This is a genomic window from Ramlibacter pinisoli (genome assembly GCF_009758015.1).
Lineage (GTDB): Bacteria > Pseudomonadota > Gammaproteobacteria > Burkholderiales > Burkholderiaceae_C > Ramlibacter > Ramlibacter pinisoli.
Genome location: NZ_WSEL01000003.1, coordinates 1,839,713 through 1,852,908, shown reverse-complemented (window position 1 = coordinate 1,852,908; position 13,196 = coordinate 1,839,713). Strand labels below are relative to the sequence as shown.

The following is a 13,196-nucleotide window of genomic DNA, read 5'->3' as shown; positions in this document are numbered from 1 at the left end:
GCCTCATGACCACACAACTGTTTGTTCCAGCATTCCGAATCGAGGAGTGCCTGGCTGCGATCCGCGAATGTTTGGAAAAGGGTTGGACCGGGTTGGGATTCAAAACAGTGCAGTTCGAGGCTGAGTGGTCTGCGTACACAGGCTTGCCGCATTCCCACTTCCTCAGCTCGAACACTGTCGGGCTGCACTTGGCCATGCACATGTTCAAGACCGCCGGCGGATGGAGCGATGGTGACGAAGTAATCACCACGCCGTTGACCTTCGTGTCGACCAATCACGCGATTCTTTATTGCAACCTCAAGCCGGTTTTCGCCGACGTCGATGAGAGCTTGTGTCTCGATCCAGAGGACATCCGACGGAAGATCACGCCCCGTACGAAGGCTGTGGTTTTCGTCGGCATCGGCGGCAACATCGGCCAGTACGAGAAGGTGGTTGATCTTTGCCGCGAACACAAGTTGCGTTTGATCCTTGATGCAGCGCATATGTCTGGAACTCGCGTCGCTGGACGTCACGTGGGCGCAGAGGCCGACTGTGCCGTGTTCAGTTTCCAAGCCGTGAAGAACCTTCCGACGGCTGACTCCGGGATGATCTGTTTTCGCGATGCAAGCGACGACGCCCGGGCGCGCAAGCTCACCTGGCTTGGCATCAACAAGGACACGTACGCCAGGACGACCTCTGAGGGCACGTACAAGTGGATGTATGACGTGGAAGAACTTGGATTTAAGTACCACGGCAATTCGATCATGGCGGCCATAGGACTGGTTCAGCTGAGGTACCTCGATCGCGACAACGCGTATCGTCGGCAACTCGCCGCCTGGTACGAACAAGGTCTTGCCGGGGCGCAGGACGTCAAGGTCGTTCCCGTTGCGCCGAGTTGCGAGTCTTCTCGGCATCTGGTGCAGATTCGCGTTCCGCGACGAGACGAATTGATGTTGGCCCTTCATGCCACGGGCATCTATCCAGGTGTGCACTACAGGGATAACACTGACTACGGGCTCTATGCGGAAGGGCGGGGAACGTGTCCGCGCGCACATCAGGCAAGTACCGAGATCCTCTCGCTGCCTATGCATCTTGGCATCACAAAGCATGAAGTCGAAAAGATCTGCACGGTGGTGAAGGCCCACGTGTCGGCACGGTGAGTGCGCGAAACTGTGTCGCTCGATTCTGGCCAACTATTGCGCACTTTGAATCGCTTGCCCGAAAGCGACGCAGCCGCTCTATCGACCAAGCCCTTCGATCTCACTCTCGTTGCAGACGGAGACATAGCCACCGCGCGCATTGTCGAGATGATGTTTCGCGAAGGCGGCGATGCGGGACGTGTTTCTTTGAGGATCGACGGCGTGGCCGCCCTGAAGTGGTCCAGGCCTGCTCGTGGGGGCAAGTTGTTGCTGATCAGGACCGGCGCGGCCGACGGGATTGAACCCCTCTCTCGAATGGTCGCCGCTGGAGTGCCCTACGCCTACTACATCGACGACAACTTCTGGCTGCTGTTGGGTTCTTCGCCGCTGGATCTGTTCTACCAGCACAATTTGGTTCGAAGGGCGCTCGAGATCGCAATCTCAGGCGCAAGAGTTGTCATCTGCCATTCCGAGGCATTCAGGAGTGTTCTGCTCGGCTTCAATCGGAATGTGGTGGTCATTCCCCCCCATTTCGATTTCTCCTTGCTGAGCGACGTACCTGACGACGATCCGGGGGAGCTTCGGATTGGCGTGGTGGGCAACGTGAGTCGGGCGAGCGACATTGCGTTTCTTGTCGATGTCGTCAGACAGGTGCAGGATCGCGCCGAAAAACAGCCAGTGTTCGAGTTTTTTGGGTATACACCGCCCGAGCTTGAAAGGGTCGCCGGCGTGCGGAGTCTGCCTGCCATCCGCGACTACCGAGAGTTCATACGTGAGCAGCAATCAAGACGTTGGCTGCTTGCCTTGGCGCCTCTGGCCGACACGCCGTTCGCTGCCTATAAGACGAACAACAAGTTTCGTGAATTCGGGGCCTGCGGGATCGCTGGAATTTATTCGGACACGCCCGTCTATCGAGCGTCAGTCGAGCACGGTCGCACCGGCTGGGTGCTGCCCCACGATAGCGCGACTTGGGCAGCGCAGATTCTGCAGTCGATCAACGACCCGGCTGCAACTCGGGCGATTGGCGCCGCCGCCGTTGAGGTCGTTCGACGCATTCATGACGCCCCAAACGTGCATGCTGCGTGGAGGAAGACGCTGGTCAGCGCGCTTTCAGAGACCAGCAAGGAAAGGGCAAGGCGCATCTGGCAGACGTGGCGTGTCCGATATTGGGATTGCTTCCCTGTCCGCCAACAGTTGATCTTGACGGCTGCTGGCCCCAATTCGTCGAGCCTGCCTGGTGAGCGGCACGGCTACTGGCGTCGGCCAGTACTTTTTCACGTTCCTGCTGGCAGCTCGATTGAATGCTGGTGGCGACCTCCATGTGCAGGAGATGCTGCGTTCTCCATGGTTGTCGCCACATACACACGAGCGCTGACCGGTCAGCTCGTCCTTGCCATCGAGCAGGATGGAAGTGCAGATCACTGGACTTGTGATCTTCGTGAGATCAAGGATGGCCAAGTTGTGAATGTGCGAACAAAGCCAATCAGCACCGATCCAGCCCGGCTTCGATTGACGAACAAGGGTTCAGGAGACATCGCTTTGTATGCCTGCAGTCGATTGTCCACGACTCTCTATCCGGAGTCGGGCCGCCAGTTCCCGTTTGGCTTCGTTGTCTAGGGCGAGGTCCCGCGGGTCCCATGTTCTGGACTCGATCGTGAACGGAGCAATCTTGATCAAGCCGAGGTAGTGCATCACCCAAACGTCACCAAAAGGAAATCAAGACCATGCTGACATCCAAGCGCATTCGATTGCGAGCGATCGAAGAACAAGATCTCGAGATCATGGCCAAATGGCGAAGCGATCCTTCCGTCTACGAATACTTCTACGAGTACCTACCCATTTCCGTTCGACAGCAGAAGAACTGGTATGAGCGGCAGCTGTCTGACAGTTCGGAGATCAACTTCATCGTCGCTGACAAGGCCAATGAGCCAGTTGGGACCGTGAGCATTTACCACATTGACCGACGCAACCGCAAAGCGGAGTGGGGACGGTTGATCATCGGGGACCCAAAGGCTCGGGCGGGAGGGATCGGCGCTGAGATCGAAGCGTTGGTCCTCGAGTACGCGTTCGAGCACTTGAATATTCACAAGCTGTATTGCGAGGTGCTTGTGGAGAATCGGAGCGTTGTCGAGTTGCACAAGAAGTTCGGATTCAGGCAGGAGGGCGTCTTGTCGGAGCATGCCTTCAAGGCGGGCAAGTATGTCGACGTCGCAGCCCTGGCCATGCTGGATCACGAGTACAAAGTTCAGCGCGAAAGCGGGAGACTAGCTTCCGTCTTTGCGCGCATGAATGCGGATTGACGCGAGCAGCTTCGCGCAAGAGGGACGTTGGTGAGGATGGAATTGTGGAGGGGGAGACTTGCTCGATCGCCTGGATAACGTCGCCCGGTACGTAGCCAGGCTGGGGGTGCGCGGCGCCGTATCAAAAACCTACGGCGCGATGAGGCGGGGCGGTGCATCCGAATTGGCAAGGATCGTCCGCAATGTCTGGACGAGCGCGGTTCCCCGACCCGTTCCGGGGGAGCCTGGTCGAGACAGAAACGAATACGCCGAATGGGTTCGCCGCTACGACACAGTCTCTTCCGAAGACGAGGCGACCATGCGATCAGACATGGCTAGCTGGCTCGACGCGCCGCGGATTTCAATAGTGATGCCCACGTTCAACCCAGACAAGGGTTGGTTGTCGGAAGCGATCGATTCAGTATTGCGTCAAGCCTATCCGAATTGGGAACTTTGCATTGCGGACGACGCGTCGACAAAGCCCCATGTCCGGCAAGTCCTCCAGGAATATGCGGCACGTGACACCCGGATTCGGGTTGCCTTCCGGGACGAGAATGGCCATATCTCAGCCACGAGCAATTCGGCGCTTGCACTGGCGACAGGCCGGTGGCTCGTGCTTCTGGACCACGATGACATCCTGCCCTGCCACGCCTTGTACTGGATAGCGAAGACCGTGGTGGACTCGCCGCGCGTGCGCATGATTTACAGCGACGAGGACAAAATCAACGAGCTGGGCACGCGCTTCGACGCGTACTTCAAGAGCGACTGGAATCCCGATCTGTTTCGGTCGCAGAATATGTTCAGCCACCTTGGGGCGTTCGACATGCAACTGGTCCGGCAGGTTGGCGGGTTCCGCGTCGGCCTGGAGGGCTCCCAAGATTACGACCTGACCTTGCGCTGCATGGAGATGGTTGAGCGTGACCAGGTGGCACACGTGCCGCGTGTGCTCTATCACTGGCGGGTGCATGAAGAGAGCACGGCCCGCTCCAATAGTGCGAAACCGTATGCGCAAGTGGCAGCGGAACGCGCCCTCAACGAACACTTGGAGAGGACCGGACGGCGTGCTTCCGTCAGCGCGACGAAGTCCGGCTACCGGGTCGTGTTCGAACTGCCTAGGCCGGCGCCCCGGGTCGGCATTGTGGTGACTGGGTCGGCATCGCGGCGACGGCGCGACGAGGGCCTGGCGGCCTTGCTCGCCACCGACTATCCCGACCTGCGGATCTATGTCCTCAACCACAGCGTGCCCGCGACCGAGCCGAAGGTGCGCCGCGTGTCGCGGGACGATGACGCGCAGGCCTACCTGGGGGCCATCGAGAAGCTGAGGGCTGATGGCTGTACGGTCATGTGCCTGATCGACGCCGCCGGCGTCCCATCGTCGCGCGACTGGTTGCGCGAGATGGTGAGCCAGTGCCTGCGGCCGGAGATCGGCCTGGTCGGCGCTCGCCTGGTCGATGGGAGGGGCCGTGTCCTGAGCGCCGGCGTGATCCACCTTGGCGGCAGGCTGGTGGACATGCATGCGGGCGTTCCGTCCGATAGCCACGGCTATGGCGGTCGCTGTCAGCTCGTACAACAGGTCCCGTTCGTGCGTTCGTCGTGCGTCGTGATGCGCATTGAGGTGTACGACCAATTGGTGGGCGACACCGAGATTGCCTATGCCGACCGGGGCATGCAGCTTTGCGCGCGAGCCGCGACACGTGGACTCGACGTACTGTGGACACCGTATGCGCAAGTCGAGTTCAAGTCGGCGCTTGCGCCACTGCCGGCACCGGATGATGGTGACAGGCGTCCAGTGGATGGCGCCTATAACCCGAACCTGCATCTGGGCGAGGCCGATTTCTCGCTGGGGTGGCCCCCGCTCGTGACGCGCACCGGCACACGGCCGTCGCGGCCCCTGCCATGAATTTTCCCTACTTCGGAGACGCGAAGTTCTACCTGGAGATGGCGGGCACCTGCGCCCGTTCGATCGAGGGCGGAGATCCGTTCGTGGGCTGCTACAACGGCTTGCGACCGATCGGCAGCTTCGCGTATTTCACGCTGCCGCACCTGTTGTCGCAGGACCCGGTGACGGTGCTCTACATCCAGGTCGGCCTGAACGTCCTGATGTTCCTCCTGCTCCTGTGGGCACTGGCGACGATCCCGCATCCGGAGATCCTGCGGCCGGGCGGGCGAGGTCGCCGGTTGGCCGCTGCAGGGGGGCTGCTGGGTGCCGTTGCCTTGTGCCTGCCGTTCTTTCCGGTGGCCCTGAGCGACCTGCCGTCGGTTGCGGTGTTCATGGCGGGCCTGGCGTTTCTCCTGCGGCCTGCGCCCACGCGCATCGGCGCCGTGGGCGCCGGACTGCTGATGGGCGCGGCCTGCATGCTCAAGCAGAACTTCTACGTGTTCACGGCGATGGCCATCGGCCTTCACGGCGCCGTGCACTGGTGGCGAGGTGACCGCCAGCAGCTGACGCGTGCGTTCCTCGCGTGCGCTGGCGCGGCCATCGCCGTCCTACAGCTGTACTGGGTCTGGCTCCACACCGGACACTTCCGGCCGTACGACCCGACTGGCATCGTCATGGACGAGGTCAACAAGGTGAACGTGATCGAGTTCGTGGCGTACGCGCTGCCGCAGCAGAGCGGCTACTTCACGACTGTGGACAGCACGTCACTCTCGAAGCTGTCGCAGTTCTGCATCAAGCTGCTGCAGGGGTTCTTCGCCTACCGCCCGGCGGCGTACCTGGGCTATGCGCCGGCCGGGAGTCCCGTGACCTTGCCCCTGACCGGGCTGCTGTTGCTCAAGGCCTACCTGGCGACGCTGGTGGTCGTGGCCGGACACGCCTGGGCCGCCTGGGTGGCCCCGCCGCGCTGGCGCGTGGTGGTGCTGCTCGGCCTCGGCACCATCCTGTTCACCACCTGGTACCTGCACGTGGAGAACCGGTACTTCCTGGCCAGCAAGCTTCTGCTGCTCTGGTGGGTGCTCGGCTGGGCGCTCCCGGTGCTGGCGGCGCGACTGGCGGACAGTGCCAGGCAGGTGGGCCTGCTGGCGGGCGCGCCTGCACCAGGGGCTCCCGAGGCAGCGCAGGGCTACGTATCGAAGCTTGCCGTCGCTGCGTATGGCCTGGTGCTGCTCCTGTGCTTCCTGACGTTCCAGCAGGCCGATCTCCTGCACACGGTGGGATCGTCATACGCCTACCTGAAGGGCCATTGGGCCGATTTCTACGACTACAACGCGCCGTATGCGGGCCGCAACGACTACCTGCCCAGCATCTATCTCGTGTTCGCGGCCTGGGCACTTCCACTGCAGTTCGTGGGCGCCATCACGGACATCGCGACGGTTGGCCAGGTCACGCTACTGCGAACAGGGGAGGTCCTCTGGGCGCGCATGCTGCTCGTCGGCCTGTTCTTCGCGACCGCGGCGCTCGTGTGTCGGGTCGCCCTGCATGTCACGCAATCGCGGGCCAGCGCCTGGCGGGCCGCCGCCATCTTTGCGACGTCGCCGATCGCCGTGTTCCCCGTGTTCCTCATGGGGCAGTACGACGTCGTTGCGGTGCTGCTGGTCGTCGCCGGGGTGTGGGCGTACTTCCAGCGGCGGTTCTGGACGTTCGCCCTGCTGTTTGCACTGGCGATCCCGTACAAGTACTTCGCCGTCGCCTACTTCGCTCCGCTGCTGCTGCTGGCGCCGGTGACATGGAAGCGGCGCGCGCAACTGGGGGCGGTCGGACTGGCCTTCACGGCGCTGCAATTCCTGGCGTACTGGCCGAGCACGACGTTCCGGCAGAACATCTTCGTGCTGGTCCTGACCAAGTCAGGAGTCGGGGCGGGCGCGGTCCGCAACATGCCGAGCACCTGGCTCGTCCTCGGGGCCTGCGGATGCCTGCTGGTCTGTGCCGCGTGCGTGTGGTGGCGCTGGAAGACCGACGCCCAGTGGCACAAGGCCAGCATCCTGGCCTGCACGGCCATCTCCGCCTTCATGTTCATGGGGGTGCAGTGGCATCCCCAATGGCTGCTCTTCGCGACCCCTTTCCTCGCGCTGTCGACCCTGTATCTGCGCCGGCCTGCGCGCTGGCTCGCGGTCGAGATCGTGGCGACCATCGCCTTCGGCTGGATCCTGGCGAACAGCTGGCCCGGCAACCTCGATGCGGCGATGGTGCAACAGGGGGTCTTCAAGTCACTGTTTCCCGTTGTCTACCTGCAGAACGCCGATCTCATGAGCGCAGCGCTGCTGCCTGCCATGAAGGTCGTGTTCCACGTCTGCCTGTTCGCGCCCTTGCTCCTGCTGGCCCAGGAGGCGTTCAGCGGCGATGGCCAGCGGCTGGATGCCGACGCCTGGATCTCCGGGCGCTTCTTCGCCTCCATGGCCATCCTGGTCCTGCCGTTCGTCTACTGCGCCTTCGCCACCGAAGCGGACAGTGCCGCAGCCCGCTCCCAGGCGCTCTTTGCCGCGCTGCCGGTGGGCGCCTCCGTCGAGTCCGGCACCCGCCCGGCCGGCGAACTGACGCCGGGACGCCGGGTGGAGCAGTCCTTCGTCTCCGACCGCGACGGGCTCACCGCGGTCGCCGTCCGCTTCGCGACCTACCAGCGAAACAACCGCGGCGAGGTGCGACTCACGTTGAAGGATGACAAGGGCGTGCTGGTCGTCACGCATACCGTGCCGGCCTCGCGCTTGCGCGACAACCACTTCTACGCCTTCAAGTTCCAGCCCTTGCCGCACTCGGCCGGGCGCCGCTACGCGCTGTCGGTCCAGGTGGATGGCGCGGCGCCGGCATCCGCGCCCACGGTCTGGATCGACGACAAGGCGACCATCGCGGGTGGCGCGCTTGCCATCGACGGCAAGCCCGAAGCGGGTACGCTGAACCTGCGGTTGCACTATGCGCCCTAGCGGGGTTGCGGCACCGGGCTGCGCCGCGGTCATCGTTACCTACCACCCGGACCTGCCCACGGTCGAGCGGCTGCTCGGCCTCCTGCGCGACGAGGTGCAGTCGGTCTTCGTCGTCGACAACGGCTCCAGCGAGCAGGTCCTCGAGCGGCTCGATGCGGCGGCGGTGGCGGCCGGCGCCGTGGTGGTGCGACTGGGACGCAACCGCGGAATTGCGGCGGCCCACAACGAGGGCATCGCGTTGGCAAGTAGGGCCGGCCTCGACTATGTCCTGCTGTTCGACCATGACAGCCTGCCGGAGCCCGGCATGGCGGCCGGCCTGCTGGCGGCGCACGAGACGCACAACAAGGAGGGACAGCGCGTGGCGGGCGTGGGCGCCATGTGGGTGGACCAGCGGTCCGGGCGCCGCGGGCGCTTCTACCGGATCCGTCGCGGACGCATCGTGGGGATGGACCTGGCCGACGACGCGCCGGCGGTGGAGGTCGACTTCCTGATCTCCTCCGGCTCGATGCTGTCGCTGGAGGCGGTGCGCGCCATCGGCGCGATGCGCGAGGATTTCTTCATCGACCATGTGGACACCGAGTGGTGCCTGCGGGCGCGCCGTGCCGGCTGGTTGCTGTACGGCGTGCCGGCGGCGCAGATCTCGCATGCCCTGGGAGACAGCACGCGCCGCGTCTGGCTGGGTCGCTGGCGCGAGGTGGCGCTGCACTCGCCGGAGCGCAACTACTACGAGGTGCGCAACACCTTCCTGTTGCTGCGCACGCCGGGCATCGGCGCGAACTGGACGGTCGCGCTGCTCATGCGGGTGGCGCAGCAGCTGGTGTTCTATGGCCTGGGCGTCGCGCCGCAAGGGCGGCGCATCGCCCGGATGGCGCGGGGCATGCGCGACGGCTTGCTGGGCCGCGGCGGTCCGCTGTCATAGCGCCGCATTGCGGTTCTCAACGCGCCGCAGCAGGGCGGCATAGCGCCAGAACGCGAGCGAGCTCCACAGGCGTGCCAGGCTGGCCACGTGCCAGACCAACGGGCGCAGGGAGGACTGACTGGCCCGCTGCGCTTCGTGGCGGACGACCACCGAAGGAATCGATCGCACCTGCCAGCCCGCCAGGCGCAAGCGGGCGCAGAGGTCGACGTCCTCGCAGTACATGTAGTAGCGCTCGTCGAAGCCTTGCACCGCCTCGAAGGCGTCGCGGCGCAGCAGCATGAACATGCCGGCGACCCAGTCGGGCGCGGCGGGAGGGCGGTGGCCGGGCAGCCGGCGCCGCAGCAATTCAGCGGGCGTGGGCAGGGTGCGGTACGGCTCGGCCTCGGCCTTGCCGGGTTCGTGCACCCGGGGGGCCAGCAGGCCGGTGTCGTCGGCGGCGAGCGCCAGGAGCGCGCTGACCGCGTCTACGTCCAGGCGAATGTCCGGATTGAGAACCAGGAACCAAGGCGTGCGGCAGTGCCGGAAGGCCTGGTTGTGGTTCGCGCCGAAGCCCAGGGGCTGGGAGTTGTCGATGCGCACGACCGGCAAGCCGATACCCTCGGTCGAGATGCCGGGCTCCGGCAGGTTGACCGTCAGGACGATCCGGTTCACCACGCCGGGGCACCAGCGATCCAGTTGTTCCAGCAGCGGCCGCACCAGGCTCCATTGCCGGTGCACGACGACCGAGACGGTCACGAGGGGAGGGCGGCCGTCGGCGAGCATGGGGCCGGTATTCTAGGTGGCGGGGTAGATCCAGCCGGGCGCGTGAGAAACTCGAGGGCTGTCGATAGCGGGGAACGGGGGAGGATGCTCTTAATTCTGGTTCTGTGCGGGGTGGTCTCCAGCCTCCTGTGCGCTTTCCTCGTCCGGTCGGGCCGTCGCATCGGCCGCCAGTACCGCCACGACATGCCGCAGCGCTTCCACGCCGGCCACGTCCCCCGCCTGGGTGGTGTGGCGATCATGGCTGCCACGGCGGTCGGATGGACCTGGCTCGTGGTCGCGAACCGGTACCTGGGGGTGCCCAACGGCATCCAGCTGGCGCCGCACGCCGCGCTGGCGTGGGGCGCGGTCGCCCTGGTCGCCACCGCCACCGGCACTGCGGAAGACCTCTCGCACGTCCTGCGTGCGCGCTGGCGCATGCTGTTCACGGGGCTTGCCGCCATCCTGGCCGTGTGGCTCCTTGGCCTGCAGGTAACCCGCCTAGCGTTGCCCTGGATCGACGGGCTCTGGCAGATGACGCCCTGGCCGGGCATCCTGCTGGCTCTGGTGGCCATCGCGGGTCTGCCGCATGCCTTCAACCTGATCGACGGCTACAACGGCCTGGCCGCCACCGTGGCCATCATTTGCTGCCTGGCGCTGGCCTATGTCGCGCTGCAGGTGGGCGACCGGGAAATCGCGGGGCTGGTTCTCGCCACCGCCGGCGCCACGGCCGGGTTCCTGGTGTGGAACTACCCGCGTGGCCTGATCTTCGCCGGCGACGGCGGCGCCTATCTGTGGGGTGTGGTGATCGCCATGGCCAGCGTCCTGCTCGTCCAGCGGCATGCGCAGGTCTCGCCCTGGTTCTCGATGTTGCTGCTGGCGTACCCGGTGCTGGAACTCACGTTCTCCGCCTACCGCAAGGCCGCCCGGGGACAGTCGCCGGGCATGGCCGACGCGCTGCACTTCCACCAGCTGATCTACCGCCGGGTTGTGCGGGAGGTGTTCCATGACGATGAAGCCCGCCGCATGCTGATGCGCAACAACCGGACATCGCCGTACCTGTGGGGGTTTTCCGCGTTCACGGTCGCCCCGGCGGCCCTGTTCTGGGACAACACCCCGGTGCTCATCGGCGTGCTGGTCACCTTCGTGGCGTTCTACGTCTGGGCCTACATTGCCATCGTGCGGTTCAAGGTTCCCCGCTGGCTGCGTCGCGGGCTTCGGCCGTGAGCGAAACGGCCGCAGCGCCGCGCGCCGGACGCCTTGACTCCATCCAGGCGCTGCGAGCCATCGCTGCCGTGCTGGTGCTCGTGCAGCACGCGACGGTATACGTGCTGATGGCCCGGAATATCGACTTCAAGCCCTACCTCCAGATCGACTTCGGGCGCATGGGGGTGCTGCTGTTCTTCGTCATCTCGGGCTTCGTCATGGCGACCTGCCTGGACCAGGGCCGGCGCTTCCTGGCCCTGCGGGCGATGCGCATCTACCCGGCCTTCTGGCTTGCCATCGGCTGCTCGGCCCTGCTCCTGGCCCCGACCGGGCTGCCCTGGCACTACAACTTGTTGTCTGCCTTCCTGATCCCGCATCAGTTTCCCAACACTCCGTATGCCATCCCATACTGGACCCTGGTCTATGAGGCTGTGTTTTACGTCGTCACCTATGGTCTGATCCTGCTGGGCGGGTCCAGAAAGATCGTCACCGCAGGTTTGCTTGGTTGGCTCGCGGTGGTAATCGCAGCGAATCGTTACGCGAACATCCCACTGCTGGTTCCCGGGGCGTGGATCCTGCTGTCGCCGCTGAACGCGTTCTACATCGTCGGCATGCTCGCGTGCCTGCACCGCGAGCCGCTGTTCCGCATCCCGGCAACCGCGCTGGCCGTGTTCGCGGCGGTGGCCTGGACACTCGGTACGTCGCTGCAGGATGCGGCGCCGATGGCCGGGCAGATGGTGCTGGCCTGCGCGTACTGCGCGGTGCTGCTGTTGGCGATCCGCTTCCGATCACCCGCCATCCTGGTGCGTCTGGGGGACTGGTCATATGGCCTCTACCTGCTGCACGTGCCGGTGATCGGCCTGGCGATCTACCTGCTGGGGGCCTGGGCCCCGGGTCTCAGGACGTCATGGACCTGGCTGGCGGTGTTCTCGTCCGCGCTGCTCGCCGGCTTCGCCTTCGGCTGGGCCGAGCACCGGATCCATGGTGTGGCCAAGCGGCTGCTTCGCCGCCGGGCCGTGGCGGACGGTCAGCCGAGCCGGTTGTCGTTACGCAGGAAATCCTGGTAGGCCAGCTGCAGGCCCTCGTCGAGGTCGACGCGGGCCGACCAGCCCAGCGACTGGAGCCGCGAGCTGTCCATCAACTTGCGGGGGGTGCCGTCCGGTTTGGCGGGGTCGGTGTGGATGGTCCCGGCGTATCCCACCGTCCGTGCCACGGCCTGCGCCAGTTCCAGGATGGTCACGTCGTCGCCGTAGCCCACGTTGATGTGGCTCAGCATCGGTTCGGTGTGGCGGTCGTAGGTGGCCTTGTCCAGGTCCATCACGTGCACGCAGGCCGACGCCATGTCGTCCACGTACAGGAACTCGCGCCGAGGCGTACCGCTGCCCCAGATGGTGACGTCGGGGGCGCCGGCCGCCTTGGCTTCGTGGAATCGCCGCAGCAGCGCAGGGATGACGTGCGAGTTCTCGGGGTGGTAGTTGTCCCCCGGGCCGTACAGGTTGGTGGGCATGACGCTGCGGTAGTCGACGCCCTGCGCGCCGTACTGGCGGTTGTAGCTCTCGCACAGCTTGATGCCTGCGATCTTGGCGATGGCGTAGGGCTCGTTGGTGGGCTCCAGCGTGCCGGTGAGCAGCGCCGCTTCCGCCATCGGTTGGGGCGCCAGCTTGGGATAGATGCAGCTCGACCCCAGTAACAGCAGCCGGCGCACCCCTGAGCGGTAGGCCGCATCCACGATGTTGGCCTCCATCATCAGGTTGTCGTAGATGAATTCCGCCGGGTACACGTTGTTGGCGTGGATGCCCCCGACCTTGGCGGCCGCCAGATACACCTGGTCCGGCTTTTCGGCAGCGAAGAAGGCGCGCACGGCGGCCTGGTCGGTCAGGTCCAGTTCCTTGTGGGTGCGGGTGACCAGGCGGTCGGCGGGGTGGCCGTCGGCCAGCAGGCGACGGACGATGGCCGAGCCGACCATGCCCCGGTGGCCGGCGACGTAGATCTTGGGAGCAGTTTGCATGTCGGCGCGAATTATGTCCGTGTGGCCCGAGCCGTCTCAGCAACCCGCGTGCCATGACGCCATGCTCGGTT

The 13,196-nt window shown here is 64.9% G+C and carries 10 protein-coding genes; 8 read left to right on the top strand and 2 right to left on the bottom strand.

Features of this window, described 5'->3' with window-relative positions; genetic code table 11:
* Positions 1 to 5: 5 nt before the first annotated feature.
* From GON04_RS10110 to GON04_RS10085, 6 genes are all read left to right on the top strand, one after another.
* Positions 6 to 1,139, top strand: a complete 1,134-nt coding sequence (locus tag GON04_RS10110; RefSeq protein WP_157397767.1) for a DegT/DnrJ/EryC1/StrS family aminotransferase — start codon at positions 6 to 8, stop codon at positions 1,137 to 1,139.
* A gap of 54 nt (positions 1,140 to 1,193) precedes the next feature.
* On the top strand, positions 1,194 to 2,735 hold the full coding sequence (locus tag GON04_RS10105; protein WP_157397766.1) for a glycosyltransferase: 1,542 nt from the start codon (positions 1,194 to 1,196) through the stop codon (positions 2,733 to 2,735).
* 107 nt (positions 2,736 to 2,842) lie between these two features.
* The gene (gene pseH / locus GON04_RS10100) at positions 2,843 to 3,418 is read left to right on the top strand and encodes a UDP-4-amino-4,6-dideoxy-N-acetyl-beta-L-altrosamine N-acetyltransferase (protein WP_157397765.1); all 576 of its coding nucleotides are present in this window, start codon (positions 2,843 to 2,845) and stop codon (positions 3,416 to 3,418) included.
* 58 nt (positions 3,419 to 3,476) lie between these two features.
* Positions 3,477 to 5,297 (top strand): glycosyltransferase family 2 protein, encoded by a 1,821-nt coding sequence (locus tag GON04_RS10095; protein ID WP_157397764.1) that lies wholly within the window; start codon positions 3,477 to 3,479, stop codon positions 5,295 to 5,297.
* Positions 5,294 to 8,254, top strand: a complete 2,961-nt coding sequence (locus GON04_RS10090; RefSeq protein WP_157397763.1) for a hypothetical protein — start codon at positions 5,294 to 5,296, stop codon at positions 8,252 to 8,254. Before GON04_RS10095 ends, GON04_RS10090 begins: the two co-directional genes overlap by 4 nt.
* Positions 8,244 to 9,173, top strand: coding sequence for a glycosyltransferase family 2 protein (locus GON04_RS10085; RefSeq protein ID WP_157397762.1), 930 nt, complete (start codon positions 8,244 to 8,246; stop codon positions 9,171 to 9,173). Before GON04_RS10090 ends, GON04_RS10085 begins: the two co-directional genes overlap by 11 nt.
* On the opposite strand, the gene GON04_RS10080 is transcribed toward GON04_RS10085, so the two are convergent.
* Positions 9,168 to 9,935: a glycosyltransferase gene (locus tag GON04_RS10080; RefSeq protein WP_157397761.1), complete on the bottom strand. Its 768-nt coding sequence runs from the start codon at positions 9,933 to 9,935 to the stop codon at positions 9,168 to 9,170. The two genes, GON04_RS10085 and GON04_RS10080, sit on opposite strands and share 6 nt — an antisense overlap.
* Positions 9,936 to 10,019: 84 nt before the next feature.
* On the opposite strand from GON04_RS10080, the gene GON04_RS10075 reads away from it, so the two are divergent.
* Both GON04_RS10075 and GON04_RS10070 read left to right on the top strand, forming a co-directional pair.
* Positions 10,020 to 11,138 carry a glycosyltransferase family 4 protein gene (locus GON04_RS10075; protein ID WP_157397760.1) on the top strand — a complete coding sequence of 373 codons (1,119 nt, stop codon included), beginning with the start codon at positions 10,020 to 10,022 and terminating at the stop codon, positions 11,136 to 11,138.
* A complete protein-coding gene (locus GON04_RS10070; protein ID WP_157397759.1) occupies positions 11,135 to 12,184 on the top strand; it encodes an acyltransferase family protein in 1,050 nt (349 codons plus the stop codon). The genes GON04_RS10075 and GON04_RS10070 overlap by 4 nt, the downstream gene beginning before the upstream one ends.
* Here GON04_RS10070 and fcl read toward each other — a convergent pair.
* On the bottom strand, positions 12,145 to 13,125 hold the full coding sequence (gene fcl / locus GON04_RS10065) for a GDP-L-fucose synthase (protein WP_157397758.1): 981 nt from the start codon (positions 13,123 to 13,125) through the stop codon (positions 12,145 to 12,147). The genes GON04_RS10070 and fcl overlap by 40 nt on opposite strands.
* Positions 13,126 to 13,196 lie beyond the last annotated feature (71 nt).